Source organism: Bacteroides sp. NGMCC 1.200775 (assembly GCF_040798045.1).
Taxonomy (GTDB): Bacteria; Bacteroidota; Bacteroidia; order Bacteroidales; family Bacteroidaceae; genus Bacteroides; species Bacteroides hominis.
Window position 1 is genome coordinate 403,519 of the sequence record NZ_JASCQK010000001.1, and the last position, 20,141, is coordinate 423,659.

The 20,141-nt window shown below is 42.6% G+C and carries 20 protein-coding genes and 3 pseudogenes; 11 read left to right on the forward strand and 12 right to left on the reverse strand.

The features are described from left to right. Positions 1 to 20: 20 nt before the first annotated feature. The 5 genes from QK890_RS01775 to QK890_RS01795 form a co-directional block, all read right to left on the reverse strand. Entirely contained in the window at positions 21 to 1,208 is a 1,188-nt protein-coding gene (locus QK890_RS01775; protein WP_032537141.1) for a MalY/PatB family protein, read from the reverse strand. Beyond that, on the reverse strand, positions 1,205 to 2,071 hold the full coding sequence (locus QK890_RS01780) for a DUF3737 family protein (RefSeq protein WP_005777594.1): 867 nt from the start codon (positions 2,069 to 2,071) through the stop codon (positions 1,205 to 1,207). The genes QK890_RS01775 and QK890_RS01780 overlap by 4 nt, the downstream gene beginning before the upstream one ends. Positions 2,072 to 2,489: 418 nt before the next feature. Next, on the reverse strand, positions 2,490 to 3,518 hold the full coding sequence (locus tag QK890_RS01785; RefSeq protein ID WP_005805943.1) for an alpha/beta hydrolase: 1,029 nt from the start codon (positions 3,516 to 3,518) through the stop codon (positions 2,490 to 2,492). Positions 3,519 to 3,826: 308 nt separating this feature from the next. Further along, positions 3,827 to 4,903 (reverse strand): NAD(P)-dependent alcohol dehydrogenase, encoded by a 1,077-nt coding sequence (locus QK890_RS01790; protein WP_032537142.1) that lies wholly within the window; start codon positions 4,901 to 4,903, stop codon positions 3,827 to 3,829. A gap of 49 nt (positions 4,904 to 4,952) precedes the next feature. Continuing rightward, the gene (locus tag QK890_RS01795) at positions 4,953 to 5,501 is read right to left on the reverse strand and encodes a flavodoxin family protein (protein WP_032539320.1); all 549 of its coding nucleotides are present in this window, start codon (positions 5,499 to 5,501) and stop codon (positions 4,953 to 4,955) included. A gap of 189 nt (positions 5,502 to 5,690) precedes the next feature. Here QK890_RS01795 and QK890_RS01800 point away from each other — a divergent pair. Beyond that, positions 5,691 to 5,864 (forward strand): annotated as a pseudogene (locus tag QK890_RS01800) (GyrI-like domain-containing protein); the annotation flags it as partial. Beyond that, a pseudogene (locus QK890_RS01805) lies at positions 5,861 to 5,980 on the forward strand (epoxyqueuosine reductase); the annotation flags it as partial. The pseudogenes QK890_RS01800 and QK890_RS01805, both read left to right, overlap by 4 nt. Here the strand turns inward: QK890_RS01805 and QK890_RS01810 are convergent. Then, positions 5,974 to 6,336 (reverse strand): annotated as a pseudogene (locus QK890_RS01810) (phage integrase SAM-like domain-containing protein); the annotation flags it as partial. The pseudogenes QK890_RS01805 and QK890_RS01810 sit on opposite strands and share 7 nt — an antisense overlap. Positions 6,337 to 6,879: 543 nt before the next feature. On the opposite strand from QK890_RS01810, the gene QK890_RS01815 reads away from it, so the two are divergent. Together QK890_RS01815 and QK890_RS01820 are read left to right on the forward strand one after the other, a co-directional pair. Further along, the gene (locus tag QK890_RS01815) at positions 6,880 to 8,007 is read left to right on the forward strand and encodes a GyrI-like domain-containing protein (protein WP_032539324.1); all 1,128 of its coding nucleotides are present in this window, start codon (positions 6,880 to 6,882) and stop codon (positions 8,005 to 8,007) included. Beyond that, on the forward strand, positions 8,004 to 8,705 hold the full coding sequence (locus tag QK890_RS01820; RefSeq protein ID WP_022012790.1) for an epoxyqueuosine reductase: 702 nt from the start codon (positions 8,004 to 8,006) through the stop codon (positions 8,703 to 8,705). Before QK890_RS01815 ends, QK890_RS01820 begins: the two co-directional genes overlap by 4 nt. Positions 8,706 to 8,810: 105 nt before the next feature. Here QK890_RS01820 and QK890_RS01825 read toward each other — a convergent pair whose 3' ends face one another. The 3 genes from QK890_RS01825 to QK890_RS01835 are packed head-to-tail and all read right to left on the reverse strand — an operon-like array spanning position 8,811 to position 10,451. Continuing rightward, positions 8,811 to 9,332, reverse strand: coding sequence for a DapH/DapD/GlmU-related protein (locus tag QK890_RS01825; protein ID WP_005805932.1), 522 nt, complete (start codon positions 9,330 to 9,332; stop codon positions 8,811 to 8,813). A 15-nt stretch (positions 9,333 to 9,347) separates the two neighbouring features. After that, complete coding sequence (locus tag QK890_RS01830) at positions 9,348 to 9,908, reverse strand: flavin reductase family protein (protein ID WP_005805930.1); 561 nt, start codon at positions 9,906 to 9,908, stop codon at positions 9,348 to 9,350. Between the two features lie 6 nt (positions 9,909 to 9,914). Continuing rightward, positions 9,915 to 10,451: a flavodoxin gene (locus QK890_RS01835; RefSeq protein WP_032539325.1), complete on the reverse strand. Its 537-nt coding sequence runs from the start codon at positions 10,449 to 10,451 to the stop codon at positions 9,915 to 9,917. Positions 10,452 to 11,049: 598 nt separating this feature from the next. Between QK890_RS01835 and QK890_RS01840 the strand changes: the two genes are divergently transcribed. The 6 genes from QK890_RS01840 (at position 11,050) to QK890_RS01865 (ending at position 15,610) form a co-directional block, all read left to right on the forward strand. Continuing rightward, positions 11,050 to 12,627, forward strand: a complete 1,578-nt coding sequence (locus QK890_RS01840) for an ATP-binding protein (RefSeq protein WP_032539326.1) — start codon at positions 11,050 to 11,052, stop codon at positions 12,625 to 12,627. Continuing rightward, positions 12,624 to 13,319: a response regulator transcription factor gene (locus QK890_RS01845; protein WP_005805762.1), complete on the forward strand. Its 696-nt coding sequence runs from the start codon at positions 12,624 to 12,626 to the stop codon at positions 13,317 to 13,319. The genes QK890_RS01840 and QK890_RS01845 overlap by 4 nt, the downstream gene beginning before the upstream one ends. A gap of 9 nt (positions 13,320 to 13,328) precedes the next feature. Further along, positions 13,329 to 13,640, forward strand: a complete 312-nt coding sequence (locus QK890_RS01850) for a hypothetical protein (RefSeq protein WP_367627137.1) — start codon at positions 13,329 to 13,331, stop codon at positions 13,638 to 13,640. Positions 13,641 to 13,797: 157 nt separating this feature from the next. Next, on the forward strand, positions 13,798 to 14,121 hold the full coding sequence (locus tag QK890_RS01855; RefSeq protein ID WP_367627138.1) for a hypothetical protein: 324 nt from the start codon (positions 13,798 to 13,800) through the stop codon (positions 14,119 to 14,121). A 62-nt stretch (positions 14,122 to 14,183) separates the two neighbouring features. Next, complete coding sequence (locus QK890_RS01860) at positions 14,184 to 14,705, forward strand: hypothetical protein (protein ID WP_032529947.1); 522 nt, start codon at positions 14,184 to 14,186, stop codon at positions 14,703 to 14,705. 11 nt (positions 14,706 to 14,716) lie between these two features. Next, positions 14,717 to 15,610 (forward strand): SDR family oxidoreductase, encoded by an 894-nt coding sequence (locus QK890_RS01865; protein ID WP_032529946.1) that lies wholly within the window; start codon positions 14,717 to 14,719, stop codon positions 15,608 to 15,610. Between the two features lie 126 nt (positions 15,611 to 15,736). Here QK890_RS01865 and QK890_RS01870 read toward each other — a convergent pair whose 3' ends face one another. The 3 genes from QK890_RS01870 to QK890_RS01880 are packed head-to-tail and all read right to left on the reverse strand — an operon-like array spanning position 15,737 to position 18,940. Next, positions 15,737 to 16,741, reverse strand: coding sequence for an ABC transporter ATP-binding protein (locus tag QK890_RS01870; protein WP_032529945.1), 1,005 nt, complete (start codon positions 16,739 to 16,741; stop codon positions 15,737 to 15,739). Between the two features lie 4 nt (positions 16,742 to 16,745). After that, positions 16,746 to 17,783, reverse strand: coding sequence for an iron ABC transporter permease (locus QK890_RS01875; RefSeq protein WP_022012794.1), 1,038 nt, complete (start codon positions 17,781 to 17,783; stop codon positions 16,746 to 16,748). A gap of 8 nt (positions 17,784 to 17,791) precedes the next feature. Beyond that, positions 17,792 to 18,940 carry an ABC transporter substrate-binding protein gene (locus QK890_RS01880; protein ID WP_320889380.1) on the reverse strand — a complete coding sequence of 383 codons (1,149 nt, stop codon included), beginning with the start codon at positions 18,938 to 18,940 and terminating at the stop codon, positions 17,792 to 17,794. Positions 18,941 to 19,053: 113 nt separating this feature from the next. Here QK890_RS01880 and QK890_RS01885 point away from each other — a divergent pair, with 113 nt between their 5' ends. Then, on the forward strand, positions 19,054 to 19,758 hold the full coding sequence (locus QK890_RS01885; protein ID WP_005777562.1) for a precorrin-2 C(20)-methyltransferase: 705 nt from the start codon (positions 19,054 to 19,056) through the stop codon (positions 19,756 to 19,758). The last annotated feature ends 383 nt before the right edge of the window (positions 19,759 to 20,141 follow it).

The following is a 20,141-nucleotide window of genomic DNA, read 5'->3' on the forward strand; positions in this document are numbered from 1 at the left end:
ATTGTATCATGGAGCAGCATCTACCTATCCCGACAATAGCAAAGACTCATTTCTTTAAGACCTCTCTTCAATCGATTTAGGCCGTCAATCAATATCTGTCGGGGACAGGCTATATTGATACGGATAAAGCCTTCACCGGCTTCTCCATACATACTTCCTTCGTTTATACAAAGTTTTTCTGCCTTCAATAATAACTCTGCAATTTCCTTTGAACTACGATTCAGCACCGAACAATCTACCCATACCAGATATGTACCTTCCAATTTCACAACAGGAAATTGTGGAAGATACTTATTGAAAAAAGTCCTCATGTACAGGTAATTATCCGACAGATAACATTTCAGTTCCTCCAGCCACTCTTCCCCGTCATTGTAGGCGGCCACTAAGGCTTCCACACCAAACGGATTCACGTCACAAACCTCATTCAAATTGATTGCTTTATCTATTTTCACACGTACAGATTCATCAGCCGCAAAGATATTGGCAATCTGCAATCCGGCAAGGTTGAATGCTTTGCTTGGCGAAGTACAGGTAACCGAACGAGTTCGGAAATCATCCGAAATAGAAGCAAAAGGTATATAAGTATGCCCCGAGTAAACCAACTCACAATGTATCTCGTCCGCTACAACCAGTACATCATTACGAAGGCAAATTTCACCGATACACATCAGTTCTGCCCGGGTCCAAACCCTTCCTACAGGATTGTGTGGATTGCAAAGTAACAATAGTCTTACTTTCGGATCGGTAGCCTTCCTTGCCAAATCGTCAAAATCAATCCGGTATGTTCCATTCGTGTATACAAGGGGATTAGCTACTATTTCGCAACCATTATTACGAATAGAAGAAAAGAAACAATTGTAAACCGGGGTTTGTACCAGCACACGGTCACCCGGAACTGTCAGGGCTTTGATTATGGCAGATAAAGCCGGAACGACTCCCGAAGTGTATATAATCCAATCTCTATCTATCTGCCAACCATGCCGGCGTGTGAACCAGTTTATAATGGCATCATAATAAACCGGAGGGACTTTGGTATAGCCAAAAATGCCATGATCCATCCGCTTACGTAACACTTCAACCACAGCAGGAGCCGTACGGAAATCCATATCGGCTACCCACATAGGCAGAACACCCTCTTCCATCACCGCATCCCATTTATAGGAATTGCTATTACGACGGGAAATTATTTCATCAAAATCGTACTTCATGCGCTAAAGCAAGTTAAGTTGTCCCATAGTTGCAGTGCGCAGTCAGCAGGAGCTTTAATACTTCCATCCATAATGATTTCCCCGTAGCTTTCTGCCGTTATACTGCCGGTACGCGGATTCTTCACACTATGTACCGGAGTGTTAATAGTTGCCTGCAAACTGCTGTATTCAAAACAAAGGTCAGCATCATCAGCCATCATACAATTCTCCATAACAAGGTCGTGAGCATAACAAAGTGGCTGCGTTCCCGAGATTCTGCAATTTACCAGACGTAGATTGTGAGAGTGCCACCCCAAATACTCTCCGTTCAATTCAGAGTCATACACGGTTACATTCTCCGTATTCCAAAAGGCATCTTTCGAATTAATGACAGCATTATGAATTTCTACGTTCTTGCAATACTGAAAAGAATAATTCCCGTTCTGGCTATAATTATCAATACGGATATTTTCACTATGCATGAACAGGTAATCGGCCTTATCTATCTGTACCTTTTTTAATTCTACATTACGACAATGCCAGAACGTTTCCAACGCATTGGGAAGTTGTACGTTTTCCAATTTGATACCATCCATTTCACGAAACATTTTCGGAGCTTCTACCACGGTATCCATCATCTGGAGATTTTGTGAATACCAAAGTGCGGCACGTGCTCCTTCCGTAAAAAAGCTGCTTCTCACAATGAAACCATTCGTGTGCCAGAAAGGATATTTACCTTCAAAACGGCAGTTCACTGCTATGATATTACTGCACTCTTTTAATGCGGATTCACCGGCATGAATCGTTACGTTTTCCAATTGCAAGTCGTGTGTGGCAAACAAAGGACGTTCGCCTTCATAGTCCTTATTCTTAATTATTTCCATGATTTGATTGTTTAGTTATCGATTTTATTTCTTCCCCTGGTATATCCTCCATCAAAGTAACTCAAAAGAATGATTATATCATATTTCATTCCCATATCCTTCTTTTTTATGGTTCACCCGATACATGCGCAGTTGAATCAGCGTTTAAATGGAATTGATAATCAGAATATTATATTTACCTAAATTTTACTATCGACGTAAATCCATTTACCCAGGCACGTAAAAGCTTTTACCTGGGCATGTAAATCCATTTACCTCGGTATGTAAAAGCATTTACCCCGGCCGGTAAATGGAACCGGCATTCAAGGTTACGGATGTCCGCACCTGGAGCTAACGTCAAGACAACGCATTCTTCGGATAAACCAGATTCCAGCAATGCATGAGAAAAAACTACGCATTTGTGTCGGATGAACTTTTATTATTTCAAATATGTCTTAAAGAAATCCTCCAATTTGTCGAACGGAATAAAATTCACGCGGTCGTAAAGATCCACATGACCCGCACCAGGCACAATATAGAGTTCTTTTGGTTCGGCGGCAAGCCGGTAGGCATCTTCACTGAATTCACGCGAATGTGCATTCTCTCCGGTAACAAAAAGCATCGGACGTGGTGAAATGGTTTCAATATCAGCAAACGGATAAAAATTCATAAACTTGACATTGCTGCTGAGCGTGGGATGTGTAGTGGTCAATGGGGTTGCTCCTTCAGGAGTATATTCTCCCCGTGAAGTACGGTAGAACTCATAGAACTCACGTGCTATCGGATCGGAGTTTTCTGTTATTTCATGAGGAGTTCCACCAGTATATCGGGTTTCTCCACCCAAGAACTCTACATAGCGTTGTTCAGCGGCTTCGACCATGATTTGCTTCCGTTGCTCCAAAGTCAAGGCATGCTTCAGCCCATTACGACTGGCTGTCCCCATGTTGTACATACTTATGGTTGCAATGGCCTTCAGACGAGGATCTATTTTTGCCGCACTGATGGCAAAACTTCCACTGCCACAAATCCCAATCACACCGATATGCTCACGTTCGACAAATGAACGTGTCCCCAGATAATCGACTGCAGCACTGAAGGCTTCCGCATAAAGCTCCGGAAGGACTGCATTGCGAGGCTCTCCTTCGCTGCTTCCCCAGAAAGATAAGTCGATGGATAAAGTTACAAAACCGCGTTCGGCCATTTTCGTAGCATAGAGATTAGCACTCTGCTCTTTGACGGCTCCCATAGGATGTCCTACAATAATTGCCGGACGTTTCTCGTCTGCTTTCATCTCTTTAGGCAAAAAGAGATTACCTGCCACTTTCATTTTGTACTGATTGGGAAAGGATACCTTCTCCATATTTACCACATTGCTTCTATAGAAATTATCTGCATCGGTTTGAGCAAAAGAAGGATTTGCACTGAGCATCGTAAACGATGTTGCTGCCAATAATAAATTTCGTTTCATATCTTCCTTGATTTTAGTAATTAAATAATTGATTGTCTTCTTTCTACATTGCAAATATACAAGGAAGAAAAGAGACTCCTTGTAGACATATTACAGACATCATAACCCGAATTACAGATTATGCTTCTTTATGCCTACACCAATTTTAAGTTTGGCATAAAGTGCCACTGCGATACAGACAGCTAACTAACGGCATTACGCAAAAAAGCATTCCATACCTTACAAGGACAGAATGCTTTTTTTGATATCTACCAATATGTTGGAAATGAAACACACGGACCATGTCCGTGTTATCAGTCTATGGGACCTTACATCACATTATCGGTATTCGGAGAAACTTTTTTCGCTTTCATGTCAATCACAAAACGGTACTTGACATCATTCTTCTCCAAACGTCGGAAGGCTTCGTTTATCTGATCAACACCAATCAACTCTATCTGAGCCGTAATATGATGTTCCGCACAGAAATCAATCACCTCTTGTGTTTCGGCAATACCGCCAATATTGGAACCGGAGAAACTTTTGCGGCCATTTACAATATTGAATGCACCGACTTCAAGCGGTTGGTTAGGAAGGCCAACTAAAACGAGACTACCGTCCACTTTCAAGGCATTCAGATACATATTTACGTCATGCCGTGCGGAAACCGTATCCAGGATCATATCAAAACGAGTCTGATATTCCATCTGTCTGGGGTCGGTGGACAGAACAGCTTCGTCTGCACCCAATTCTCTGGCTGTATTCATTTTTGAAGGAGATGTTGTAAACACAGTAACATGGGCTCCCATCGCCTTGGCAATCTTTATTGCCATGTGGCCTAACCCACCGATACCGACAATACCTACTTTCTTTCCGGGACCTGCCCCCCAATGCTTCAATGGCGAATAAACGGTAATTCCTGCACACAAAATGGGAGCTGATGCTGCAAGATCAATCGTCTCAGGAAGTTTCAGTACATAATTGGCATCGGCCACAATAGCTTGCGAAAAACCGCCATAGGTCTGTCCGCCAAGATATTTATCGGGCGAATTAAAAACAACAGTCCAGCCTTCATCACAATATTGCTCTTCACCGTTGTGACAGTGTTCGCAATGTCCGCAACTATCAACAATGCAACCAATACCAGCTAAATCACCAACCTTAAATTTTGTCACATCCGAACCAATTCCTGTAACACATCCTACAATCTCATGTCCGGGAACTATGGGATAAATAGTTCCGCCCCAGTCATTATGCACAGAATGAAGGTCTGAGTGACAAATTCCACAATATAAAATATCAATTTCCACATCGTTCGGTAGAAGTGAACGACGCTGAATATCCAAACGATGAAGCGGTGTTTCAGCCGATTCTGTTCCGTAAGCTTTTACTGTCTTTGTTTCCATACTGTTTTAGGATTATGTTTTGAAATAATTTATTCTATACCAATCTATATTATGAAATTTGTTTCCCCATTTCATATGCTTCTGCCAATGCCGGATTACCTTTTATTTCACCCACATGCCAAACACCGGTAGCAAGCACTTTACCTTTCACTACCGGATTTTCCAGACAATCGATAAATCCCATGAGGTTATCGAATACATGTTCCAAATAAGGAAGTCCCTCTTTACCCTCGGCAGCAGAAGCGAGAAAATAAAACTCCTTATTAATCATTTCGGTATAAGGGCCGCAACAACGGTCGAGTAACGTTTTCAACTGTGCACTCATTGCATAAAAATAAACGGGTGTCGCTAAAACGATAACATCGGCCGATAACATTTTCTCAATAATTTCCGCCGCATCATCTTTCTGAGGACACGGCTTCTTATATTGGCTGCATACGCCGCATCCCGTACAATAGTGGATGGTCTTGTCCCGTAGAAAAACCTTTTTCACTTCGTTCCCCGCCTCTGTGGCTCCACGCATAAACTCATCACAAAGTGTATCAGAGTTTCCCCCGCGTCGCGGACTGGATGATATAATCAATACTTTCTTGCTCATAATTATCTATTGTTTAAATTGTTGTTTTTCATGTTACAAAGGTATGTGGTTAAGAGAATATACTTAGTAGATAAATTACGGGGAATATAACCCGAATTACAGATTCTGCAATTAGGCATCTACCTGCTGTTCGGCCTGGTGGATTCAACTGGCAGTAGGGGGGTGCGATACTGGGTATCGGCGTGGTTTTATCATGAACTGAATAAGGTGTACGGCTATAATTACCTCGACCGGTTGCCGGCAAGCGATTATACCCTGCGGGAACAGTTCACCTTTGAAACTTACATCAACACTCCCGAAAAAACTCCGGCTGCGGAGCTTATAACAGATATTTATATCCCTATTACAAAAAAAGAAACATGAAATACTTAAACCAAGAAATAGAAAATGAATTAAAAAATCATGGAGCAGGACTGGTTCGCTTTGTCGGCATATCGCATTTGGACGAAAGGCAAAACAGACAACTCCCGAACCGATTGTACACCGCCTTCAAATCACGCATGTAGGTAGAGATGGTATTGAGGCTCAACCCTTTCGGCCTCCTATCTATCTTTTGCGCCCCTTCCTTGCCGGAGCTTCTCTTTCGCGCCCCTTCCAGTTTCATCCATTCCTCATACTCCTTCAACCTGCCCGGAGTGAAAACTTCATCCACCGGCATCGGTGTTCCTTCACCCCCGTAAAACTCCGTAACAGATTTCAGCGCATACGTGTACGTATGTACCGCCGAACGTTTCTTGTCCGCTTCCAACTGTCCGATCACCGACTGCATGTAACATGCCAGATCCGGTAAGTTCGTGGTTAGCGTCCCTCCTGCATTCCTTTCTTTTTCATCCATAATACTCTGATTTTTAGTTCCGCATCGCGCGTATGTCCTGAAACAGGCATGACGACGGGAAAGTTTTGGGATGCAAAGTAAAGAATGTGAGGAAGTGATAAAGAACACAAAAGGGGAAATAAAAGAACCCGGCAAGTATTCAATTTCAGGCGTAGGCTGTATAATTTATCTATTCCGGATGTCCAGGTTGGACACCGAAATAACCACCAACTTTATCCGCCGCTGTTCTTTCACTTATCACGATAAAACGATCAGGTTTTGCTTCTTCTCCTAACACAGAGATAAGAGCAAGTTTGGTTAAGTGATGCAAGGGAAAATCAATAATGCTAATTTATAGTTAAGGGGTACCCTCAAATTATTAAATAGAATCCTAACAGAAAGAAATTTTACACTAATGAAAATATAATCACCCATTTCTATATGTAAAGTATTGAATCTATAATTATATTAAGGCATTCCCTATTTTCTTTTAAAAGAAGACTACTTATGGTAACCTTTAGCACAATCTATTGATTAACTTTGCACCCCAAGAACAAGAAATATATGAAAATCAATGCTGAAACAAAATATTGCCAAACGTGTGGAATCCCATTAGACATAGATTATACCAATCTTAAAGCAAACCAAAATGTGGAGTATTGCGACTATTGTTTGCACAACGGGGTTAAACTCTATGATTTCTCAATGGATTATCTCATTTATCTTTGGGGGCTTTTCCCCGAAGAATATTATAAAGAGACAGGAGTCAATCTCACTTCGGAAGAATTGAGAGCGGAAATGTCCAAACGACTTCCGAATATCAAGAGGTGGAAACAAAAGATCAATACGGCTCATGTGCAATATGATTTGATTATAAGAGTTCAGGAGTATATCAACCGCCATTTGTTTGACGACCTTAATTCCGAAAAGCTATCGCATGTTGCAGGTATCTCCAAATATTATTTTCGCAGGCTTTTCAAAGCAGTTTGTGGCGAAAATATGGGAATGTACATTCAACGACTGAGATTAGAGTACATTGCATTTAAGCTAATAACAACTGATATAAGTGTCCCGAAACTTCTCGGGCAAATCAATTATCAGAACAAGCATACACTTTCGAGGGCATTCAAGAGTTATTTCAATTGTTCCATTCCGGAATTTCGCAAAAAGCATTCAAACGTCAATCCTGAAAGAAAGAATCCGATACGAATTGAACCAAGTATTGAAAAAATATCTGGTATCCGAATCGCATACTTGAAATTGGAAAGAACAAATAATGTCATCCATAGCTTCTCTGTTTTGTGGAAGCAGTTGCTACAATTTTCCGAAAAATATGAATTGTCTTCAAAAGGATGTAAATACATAAGTTTGACTCTCGATTATCCGTATATCACGCCAGAAGAACAAAGCCGTTTTATGATTGGGGTAATATTGCCCAAATCATTTGAAACGCCGAAAGGCTTTGGCGTTTATGAGATTCATGCGGGAGAATATGCAATCTTTCGTTTCAAAGGGTTTTATCATGAACTGAATAAGGTGTACCGCCATATTTACCTTGACTGGTTGCCGACAAGCGATTATACCCTGCGAGAACAGCTCACCTTTGAGACTTACATCAACACTCCCGAAAAAACTCCGGCTTCGGAGCTTATAACAGATATTTATATCCCTATTACAAAAAAAGAAACATGAAATACTTAAACCAAGAGATAGAAAACGAATTAAAAAATCAAGGAGCAGAACTGATTCGCTTTGTCGGCATATCACATTTGGATGAAAAGCAAAACAGACAACTCCCGACCGCCATCGTTTTTGCACTTCCGCTAACCGCAGAATATGCTAAAATGGTATTTAATATTCCCGACTACGTACAAGCACGGATAGCGGATAATTACAATTTCGATGATGATGAATATTCGCAAACCGAACATAAGGCGGGAGAAATAGCAGACGAATTAGCCAAGTTCATTACCGGGAAGGGCTATAAAGCCATATCGCAATCCGATACAGGATTAGTGGCTGATGGCGTATTCAATTTTGAAACAAAAGAATCAATATTGCCCCATAAAACCGTTGCACTACTTGGCGGATTAGGGTGGATTGGAAAAAACAACCTGCTAATTACCCCTGAATATGGCGCAGCACAATGTCTCGGCACGGTTTTGACTGATACTCCACTGGAAACGGTATTGCATGAACCCTTATCTCCAAAATGCGGAAATTGCATTACTTGCGTCAATATCTGCGAGAAAAAGGTCCTTAAAGGTAAAGTTTGGAGTAGATCTGTTTCAAGAGATGAAATCGTTAACATACATGGATGTAGTACCTGTTTGAAATGCCTTGTGCATTGTCCCAGAACACAAACATATATAAAGAGGAAGATTGTCTGAATCTCCACAAGTAACAAACGAGAGTTCACAAGAATAAAAACGGAAGAGAAATCAATCCCTTCCGTTTTCATTCTTATATTTTTCCATAACCAATAATCGAAAAATCTAAATCCTTCGAATTACCCTGGCGGGGTTACCTGCCACAATCGTGTTCGGTTCTACATCACTGGTCACAACACTGCCCGCTCCTACAACACTATTCTCACCGATTGTAACTCCCGGAAGGATCGTAGCCCCTGCTCCTATCCATGCCCTGCTACAAATATGTACCGGTCTACAAGTAATAATCGAGCGATTGTCAAGATCATGATTATTCGATATCAGTTGTACGTTGGCAGCTATCTGAGCATCATCGTCAATCGTAATACCACCGGCAGACATCATCAGGCAACCATTCATAATAATGACATGGCGGCCAATCTTCACCTCATGGGGACGAACGACAGTAAGCGGAGTATTCACACGACTGCCTTCCCCCATATCCGGAAAAAGACGATGAAGCAGCTCATCATATTCGTCCGTCATCGGCATAGTATGGTTCAGGCGGAATACCAATTGTGCCTGTTCTTTCGCCAAAGCAAGTTCCGCCTCACTCTGGTGTGCGCAGTCTATTCTTATTTCTTTCATATATAATGCTACTCCTTATTTCAATCTCTTTCCATCCGAAAAGGCATTACCTATCTTTTTACCCACTTCCAGGTAATCGTTATTGAACGGGTCGAATATAATAGGAGACACTTTGGATACATCCACTTTTCCGTTTTCGTCGAGAACACGTTCATCTACACTTACGTTTATTATCTCACCACGCAAAATGCAGGTTTCTGGATTATAATCCTTCAACTTACATTCCAGCACTACAGATAATTCGTCGATCAACGGTGCATCTACAAACTCCGAACGAGTAGCATGGAAACCTGCACGAGCAAATTTATCCGAAACCTTATTGCCGGAAACAATACCCACGTAATCACAGGCAACCACCTGTCCGACCTCTGCCATACTTACGGTAAAAGCCTTACGCTTCAGTATATTGGCTGTCGTTTTATGTCCCTCACTAATACAAATACTAATTTCATGCATCTCGCTGATACCACCCCAAGCCGCATTCATAGCATTGGGAGTACCATTTTCATCATAAGCAGCGATAATAAACACCGGCTGCGGATAAGTAAAGGGCTTTGCCCCAAAATTCTTTCTCATAACAATTTATTTTTTAGTCCATTTCTTAATATCTTTTTTCGTCGCACCATTCAGAAGTTGACCCTTCTGCCATTTCATATCAGGATAGGTTTCCTGCAACTCTTTTTCCGCATTAGAAATACTACTGCTACCCGATGTAGCAAACGGAATAATCATTTTACCTGCAAAATCACCGCTTTCAATAAAAGTATTGATGATTCTCGGAACTGAATTCCACCAAATAGGGAAACCAATATAAATGATATCGTAATCTGCAAGATTCTCCGGTTTAGATTTTAATGCAGGGCGTGATTTAGCATTTGACATCTCCACACTGCTACGTGAAGACTTGTCATGCCAATCCAAATCAGCAGTGACATATTCCTTTTCAGGTTGTATCTCGTAGAGCGTACCACCTGTAACTTCTACAATCAACTTCGCTGCTTTTTCCGTCGTTCCTGTTGCCGAGAAATAAGCCACCAATGTTTTATTACTCTGTTCCTGTGCATTTATAGTGATACATAACATCATGATCACTACCGTAATCATACTTTTACTCTTCATTGCCCTTTATAGTTTTAGTTTCTATTATCATGGTACAAAATTACAAAATAGTACCCATCATAAAGGTATATAAATCACTGATTATCTAACCAAAATCACTGATAAAAGAAAAAACGAAGGACGAGCTTAAATCTATATCTGGGTTACCGGTAACTTCAATGATACTAAAAGTCTTTTAGATTTAGAAATAGTATGTGTAAGGTGCAACCCTATATCTAAATATAGGGTTGCACCTTACACATAAGTTATACATTCATTATCAATACATTAAAAAATCGACATATTAGCTATCTTTTGAAACTCAGTATATATGCAGACAAAAACAGACAAATTCTCAATTTTATATATTTCCAATCCAAGTTATCGAAGTAACAAACAAATATTTTATCTTTACCTGAAAGAGAGTTCTTTGAAGATTAATGCAGAATAATGAAATTGACCTCAAAAATCAATCGTTACCTAATTCACTATTCATTTTTCTTTGACTTCACGAATATCCTGCTAATCAGGCTATTTCATCACTGTAGTTTTTGACTTTAGTGTTATTTAGTCTTATCAGATGTGATAATCCAGAAAGTTTGCTATTATCTTTGTTTGCATGAAACTCCCCATAAAACATATTGCCATACTCGTAATAGCCTCTTTGATAGCTATTTTTGCCTATCAGACATATTGGTTGGTCAGCATGTACCATACCATGAAAACAGACATGGAGCATTCCATTACCGAGGCTATGCGCACATGTGATTATAATGAAATGATGCTACGCATAGAATGCATGCGCCGTGATGACAAAGATCATGGTGAGATCTCTGTCTCTGCCGGGTACAATGATGAAGGTGGAACACTGGTTCGCAGCAGCACTACAGTTCATAAAGAGAAGGTTCCCAAAGGTATGGATGTACAACAGGACACCATTCTTAGAACCGAAAAAAAACTGGACACCCTGATCGTAGTCCGTAATGATCAGAGGGAAATAAAAGTAATCCCCCAGGACTCTACTTCGCAGGAAGTGAAAGCTGCCATGCTACAAACGAAAGGTGGTCTGGACCTATTATTGAAAGATCAGAGTAGCATGCTCGAACTGGCTACTTATTTTCAAAGGGGATTACATTCGGGACTTGACATAATCATGGATCCCGACTTTCAGTCCTACGACAGCCTGCTGACACTAAGCCTGCAAGAAAGGGGAATAACACTTCCATATCGGATAGAATATCTGCGTTTCAGCCACACTCTCGATTCTACTCAATTTTTTACCGATACCTTGGGAGTTGCCGGTACAGCGGACTACATCCCCGGACCGGATGCACATACTTACGACTATACTTTCGACATCCATTCACACTCGCTCTACCGCCTCCGGATGGATTCTGTAGCCGGAGTTATTGTCCGGCAGATGGCTGGTATACTTATTACTTCATTTATCATTTTGTTGATATTAGGATTCTCTTTCTGGTACTTGATCCGTACATTGCTGAAACAGAAAACACTGGAAGAAATGAAAAGTGATTTCACCAACAACATCACGCATGAATTAAAGACCCCTATAGCTGTGGCATATGCCGCCAACGACGCATTGCTAAACTTCGGACAAGCTGATGAAAAAGAAAAGCGAGACAGATATCTAAATATCAGCCAGGAGCAACTGCAAAGACTCAGTGGGCTGGTCGAACAGATACTAACGATGAGTATGGAACAGCGTAAGGCTTTCCGACTCCGCCCGGAAGAGATAACTCTTATCCCTTTGCTCGAAACATTAGCAGAGCAACATCGACTCAAAGCAAAGAAACCCGTCAGCATTGACTATAAAACAGAACCAGAAGATCTTACGGTATTTGCCGACCGGACTCATTTCAGCAATATTCTGAGTAATCTGATAGACAATGCCGTGAAATACTCACCAGAGAAAGCCGTTATCCATATCCGCTGTCGTGAAACAGAAGTTAACGGAAAAGTAGAAATTTCAGTCACCGATGAGGGAATAGGTATCGCACAAGAGAAACAAAAACATATATTCGACAAATTTTACCGTGTACCGACCGGAAATCTCCATAACGTAAAAGGATACGGTCTGGGACTCTACTATGTGAAAACAATGATTGAGAAGCATGGAGGCACAGTTTGTGTAGAAAGCGAACCAGGACACGGTAGTACATTCACCATTATGTTATGAAAGAGAAAATTAAAGTATTATTAGTGGAAGACGAACTGACCCTCGCCATGATTATCAAGGATACACTTGAAGAGAATGACTTCACCCTCACCATTGCTGCCAACGGTGAAGAGGGATTGCGTATGTTTTTCGACATACGTCCGGATGTACTGGTAGCCGACGTGATGATGCCACGTATGGATGGCTTTGAGATGGTAAGACGTATCCGCCAGACCGATAAACAGACCCCGGTACTTTTCCTGACAGCCCGTTCGGCCATCAATGACGTAGTAGAAGGTTTTGAATTGGGCGCCAATGATTACCTGAAAAAGCCATTCGGAATGCAGGAACTGATCATCCGTATTAAAGCATTGGTAGGTAAGGCATTCAGTTTTGCAGAAGAAAAGAAAATAACCACACGGTTTGAGATAGGCAACTATTTGTTCGATACCCTTGCACAAACACTGACACATGCCGGATTGAAACAAGAGCTCTCCCATCGGGAAACAGAAATTCTAAAACGGCTTTGCGAAAATCAGAATCAGGTAGTCAACACACAGAATGTACTACTCGACCTTTGGGGAGACGATAGCTTTTTCAATTCACGGAGCTTACATGTTTTCATCACTAAACTCCGACATAAATTATCGGCTGACGAACGTATACGCATCGTAAATGTCAGAGGAATCGGATACAAATTGATATTAAACTAAAAAAACAGCATGATAACCTCAAAGATATACAGCACATTTATACTGGCAATCATGTCTACGATAGCCTTTGCACAAACGGAACAACCGCAAGACAGCGTCACAGGTCATCGCAGGACTGTGCCCGAAATCCGTCAGGAATTACATCACAGCGACAGAAAGATTCAATCAGACAATAATCTCCCCGAAGAAACTCTGCACTCTGCAACCGGTGACAGTATGACTTTCCGTATGCCACACATAGAGAATATTCCATCCGGATGGATTATTCCCCAACTGGGTACTTCTTTCAATCCTTTCATATGGGGACTACAACCGCTATAATGAGTTCGACCTTTCCGGAAACAGCTATCTTAGTACTTTCAGCAACCACAACACTTATCTCAGTATAGGAACCATAATAAAAGCAGGTGCTGTCTATTCCTTCACCCCCAACGACCGCTGGACTTTCTCGGGAGGAATATATGTAGCTCAATATATAATGCCAAGCTTGCGTATCCCCACTGCTCCAATGGCAGGTTCACGCTTCGATGCCGGCATCAACGGGAACATCACTTACCGACTTACAGACCATCTATACTTGAACGTATTCGGACAATATTCACTTAATGGCCAACGTAACTCTAAAATGGGGTATATGGTTCCCGATCTCTATATGCAGAGCCATTTCGGAGGTACACTCGACTACATGTTCAATGATAAATTCGGTATTACCGGGGGAGCTGTCCATGAATTTAATCCAATAAAAGGGCACTGGGAAACCACCCCTGTTTTCGGTCCCGTAATTCATCTAAAAAAGAAATAAAGGATTCACGGCAAGCTGATTATTTTCATATCTTTGCGACACTAAAGATAAACCCAACGGATATGAAGAAGCTGATATTCTTTTTGCTGCTGTTACTGAGTACGGCCTCACTTTCTGCACAGTCGGAATCACCGTCCGACAGCATCCGGCATTTGCCCTCTACCGTCAAACAATACGGAGACTTCCTGATCGACATGGGACTGTTTATGGCAGCTCCTCCCAAACTACCGGAATATAAATTCGAGCTGCCCGATGCGAGCAAAGATTATAGCCGAATATTCAGTCTAAATCCCGACATTATAATGACACAAGGGTTATCCAATGTATTCACGCCCTCTCTTTCATACGGATTTGGTGGTTTCTTCTCGTCTCCACAACAACTCCAGATGGGATCGTTTAAACTGAAAAACGGCATGCGCCTGAATACATACGGAGAATATAATGCCAAAGGCCAGAAGGTGCCTAACCATGGTGCCATGCCATGGGAAAAGAATAACTTCAAAGGTGCTTTTGAAATGAAATCTTCCGATGGTAATTTCGGTATCCGCATCGAGGTTCAACAAGGACGCTACTATCCATATTAAAAAAGAAAGAAATGAAAAACATACTGATTATCGGTGCAAACGGATTTACGGGTCGCCGGATACTGAACGATTTGTCGGCTAAACCTATCTACAATGTCACCGGATGTTCTTTAAGAGATGATATCTGCCCCGGAAAGGGTTACCGTTTTGTACGTACAGACATTCGGGACACAGATGCCGTACAAAGGTTATTCAATGAATCCCAACCGGACATTGTAATCAATACTTCTGCCCTTTCGGTGCCGGATTATTGTGAAACTCACCATGCAGAAGCTGAAGCCACGAATGTAACGGCTGTTGAAACCATTTCACATGCCTGTGAACAGTATGGCAGCCGTTTCATCCATCTGTCAACTGATTTTGTATTTGATGGTAAAAGCAATCAACTCTACAAAGAAGAAGATGAAGCCTCTCCGGTCAATTATTACGGAGTTACGAAACTGAAAGCTGAAAAAGTGGTGGCTGATTGCTGCAGCAATTATGCAATAGTGCGTGTAGTTGTTGTTTATGGAAAGGCTCTCACGGGGCAGCATGGCAACATTCTTCAGTTAGTTGCCAACCGGTTGAGAAAAGGAGAAACAATTCGTGTTGTATCCGACCAATGGCGTACACCGACTTTTGTAGGAGATATTTCGGAAGGAGTAGAAAAACTGATGTTTCACTCCTCCAACGGAATCTATCACATTTGCGGGAATGAATGTCTCACGATTGCCGAAATCGCCTACCGGGTAGCCGATTTTCTGAAACTGGACCGTTCTTTGATTGAGCCCGTCACTACCGAAGAAATGCAAGAGGCTACTCCCCGTCCCCGCTTTAGCGGATTGAGCATTGAAAAAGCTAAAACTGAAATCGGATACAACCCACACACATTGGAAGAAGGAATGGCAGCCTGCTTGTCTGAATAGTATCGACACTTATATTTTTTCACCACAGAGGAGACACAGAGGGCACAGAGTTTTAATGTTCTTATTTGACGTATTCGCAAAATCAGATATTAATCCTCCGTGCCCTCTGTGGTGAAAAAGCGGGCTTCATCCTAACTTCTCCAACAATTCTTCAATGCTCCCCACCGTCACCACTTCTCCTTCCTGCAGATGCATAATGAATCCATTACCCTCTTTCAAATCACCGGTTTCGATATAAATATCGGACTCAATGTTACGATTTGCCAGAATTCCATTACGCTGCAAGGCTTTACGTACCATGGCATATTTCTGTCCGTGCCCTACCAGACGTATTCGTGATGTATATTCATTATCTACCCGGAACAAACCGGTCTCCAGATCGAATACAATACCTTTACGAGCGAAGAAACTACTCAATTTACCACTTAGGGAAAGATCTTCGGGAGTGCCGATAGTCACTCCATTCATCTTATCCATCAGCCATATTTTATCGGCAATCTGTAAAGCCAACTCTAAGTCGTGGGTAGAAAGAAAAATCGTTTTGTTGGTCTGCCGGCTCAGTTGGTGGAGCAATTGCATCATCTCCACTTTACTGGGAAAGTCGAGAAAGGCTGTCGGTTCATCCAGAAAAATCACCGGGGTTTCTTGTGCCAGTGCTTTGGCAATCATTGCTTTCTGGCGCTCACCATCACTCAGGGTATGTACCATGCGGTGCGTCAGATTCTCAATCTTTACCAGAGCAATAGAACGTTCAACCACCTCTTTGTCTTCTCCACGGAGTGTTCCCCAAAAACCGGTATACGGACTCCGGCCTAAACCTACAAGCTCGTGTACCGTCATATTGCGTATGTCACATTTCTCGGTGAGCACCACACTAATCACAGTCGACAACTCCTTGTCGGTATACGCATCGATTTCCTTACCCACAATCTCTATCTTGCCTCCCAGTTTAGGCTGAAAAGCCGAAAGCGTACGCAACAAAGTAGACTTCCCCACTCCATTGGCGCCCAGTAAGCAAGTCAATTCGCCACAGTTAATGCCGGCATTGATGCGGTCGGCCACCACTTTGACATCGGTCTTACCCAGATAGCCTATCGAAAGGTTCTCTATATGAATGGTCTTCTGCTTCATATCTTTATTCACTTAATTCACTTTTACGTTTACGGAACAACACAGATGCCACGACCGGCGCACCGACCAATGCTGTCACGGAGTTGACAGGAAGTGCCCCCTCGAACCCCGGCATACGGGCCACCAGATTACACACCAAAGCCAGTGACGCCCCCGCCAGCAAAGTAGCCGGCATCAGGATGCGGTGATCCGAAGTGTGAAAGATGGCACGGCAAAGGTGGGGAACCGCCAAACCGATAAACATGATCGGACCACAATAAGCCGTCACAATGGCGACAAGCACTCCCGAACAAGAGATTACCAAAAGCCGGGCACGCTTTATGTTCAATCCCAGGTTACGGGCATATCCATCGCCAAGCAACATCAGGTTCATGGTTTTAATCAACAAGAAAGAGAGCGGAATCAGTACGACCATAATGCAGACAAACAAAGTCATCTGATCTCCGGAGACACGGGCAAAACTTCCCAGTCCCCAGATCACATAGGCACGGATATCTTCTTCCACACTAAAATATTTGAGTACACCGATGATAGCACTTGCCACATACCCAATCATCACACCGATTATCAACAGTGTGACGTTCCCTTTCACTTTTTGCGACACATATACAATAAGTGCCATAACCGACAAGGCTCCGATAACAGCCGCTAACGAAAGTGCCACTTCACCCATATATCCCAGTTTGCTAAGTGCCACACCTCCCAACGCACCGGACAGCAATACGACAAAAGCTACCCCCAGACTGGCACCGGAACTGATTCCAAGTACGGAAGGTCCCGCCAGCGGATTACGGAATACGGTTTGCATCTGCAAACCACTGATGGAAAGCCCGGCACCGGCCACTAAAGCTGTCAGGGCCTGTGGCACACGTGATTTCCAGATTATATTCTGCCAGATAATGGACTCATCTGTCCCTCCCCAAAGTATGTTCCATACCGAACCGATAGGGATGGAAACCGAACCCAAAAGAAGGTTCAACAGGAAAAAGATAAAAATAGATGCCGCTATAAGCAACATAAGAGGTACTGTCGGTCGTTTCATCAGGCAGATCAATTGAGGCGTTCGTAATAAACAGGAGTATAATCGGGCAACAAATCCGGATGAAAAGCTTTAATCAAATCCTCCAGTACAACTTCCGGCTGGGTAGGCATACTTTCATAAAACGGCTTCTCCCGCATATTGCAATAAATCACCCCTTTATCACGGAAAGCCCGGAAATCGGCATATCTCGGATCTTCGCTTTTCAGTGCATCATAAGAAAAGGCTCCGTCGAAACTATTGACGATGCGCCAATAATCGGCATTCTCTGCCTGGCTATACACCGTTTCAAAATCGAGCGTGACACCTCCTGAACGGGGATCGTTTTTCAAGAAATAGTCGGCTCCTGCGTCACGGAAAAGTTGTGCCAGAAAGCTCTTACCTCCTACAGCATACCAGTTGCCTCCCCGGATTTCTCCACTGAAAACTACCGGACGCTTTTCTACATGGGCAACCCGCTCTTTCAGTTCGTTATAATGCTTTTCAATAGCCGCAAACTTCCGGTTGGCCGCTTCTTCTTCACCTATAAAAAGTCCGATAAACTTAATCCACTCGGCCTGCCCCAACGGAGTCATCTCTTTGTAACCCAGATGCGGAACCAGCGGAATACCTACTTCACGCATGGCATCGTATCCGCCTCGTTTGAATGGTGAGATGAAAATGACATCGGGATTTACACTCATGATTACTTCGTTATCGAAATTCCCCTCAATACCTATCTTAGCTGTTTTCCCTTGCTTCAGACGTTCGTTCATCTCTTTGTTGAAAAGATGGCGGGTGCTCGTAATACCTACCACATGACTTAAAGCATCCAGTTTAATGAAATTTGATAACTGCAAGGAGGTCATACAGATAACACTTTTAACAGGCGTTTCTATGATCGTATAGTCAGCAGGAATATTTTCGGATTTCACGCCTCTGGGTACAAGCGCATAATGAAAAGACTCGCTGCCTTCCTTCTGAGGATCACTGATATCGACCAAACGGCACGTAGGTGTATAAGTCACTCTGAATCCTTTGGCATAAACAGGTGTGATACGGATGGAAGAAGTATCGGCCGCCTCACAGGTTACAGTTGTTACGTTCTGGTTGTTCTTCGGACGGCAACCGGCAAAAGAAATACAGGCCAGCAGTGCGCATCCAATCAGGAATTGTTTCATCGGTATTCGTCTTTTAATTCAGATTATAGCGGTCAAAGATACTTAATAATTCTTGTTTCATAGGGATATTTTCCTCACTTTTGCAGAACATTAAGATGATAAACCGATAGCAAATGACAACATCACACCCCATACGTTTCGTATCTTTAGGACCGGGTGAACCGGACCTGATAACGCTGAAAGGATTCAAAGCCCTGCAAACGGCCGACTGTATCTTTTGTCCTGCCACCATGACCCGCGACGGGAAATCTTCGTCACGGGCACTTTCCATCTTGGACACTCTCGGATTCTCGGACACCGTACAATGTTTTCGGCTTCCAATGGACAAAGATCGGACACAAGCTCTAAAAGCCTACGAAGCTGTATACGAAAGCAGCAAAACACTCCGTGCGGAAGGAAAAAACATTGTAATTGTGGCGGAAGGAGATGCAGGTCTCTACTCTTCCATCCATTATATTTACGACAAGTTGCGGGAAGACGGTATCCCTGTAGAACAGATTGCAGGTATTCCCGCTTTTATAGCTTCCGGAGCAATGGCAGGCATGCACATCGTCAGCCGGGAAGAACGGCTGATTATACTACCCGGACTTGTCACAACCAAAGAGCTGGAAAATTACCTGAAGCAACAAACCGTAGTGGTCATTATGAAGCTCTCGCAATGTGTAGAAGAAGTACACCAATGCATAAACAGCCATCCAGAATATCAGTATCACTATTTTGAGAATGTAGGAACAGAGAAGGAATACTACTCTTGCTCCAACGAAGAACTCCGTGAGAAGAGATTCCCCTATTTTTCAGTAATGATTATCAGGTTCTGACCGGACTTTATCCGGTGAAGGTCTTGAACTACCTATAGACGAGTTGTGTACCCCGGCATATACCGGTTGTACAACTCGTCATGGACCAGTTGTGTAACTCGCACGAATCTTTCATACCCTGCCTTCCTCTCATACAAAAAGCGCGTTTCGATCTTCCATCTTCCACCTTTTAGAGTGCATATCGTTGATTGTGAGATGTATAGATTGGTGGAAGATGCGGTTTTTATGCCATTTATCTTCCACCCCCATCTTCCATCTTCCACCCGCTGTTTTAGGGGATATTTCAATAGTAACGATTTGGAAAACAAATGGATATGTCCAATTTCTTATCCGTTTATCTCTCTAAAAGCATTTCATTTCCCTTACTCTCTTTAGTGCAAATG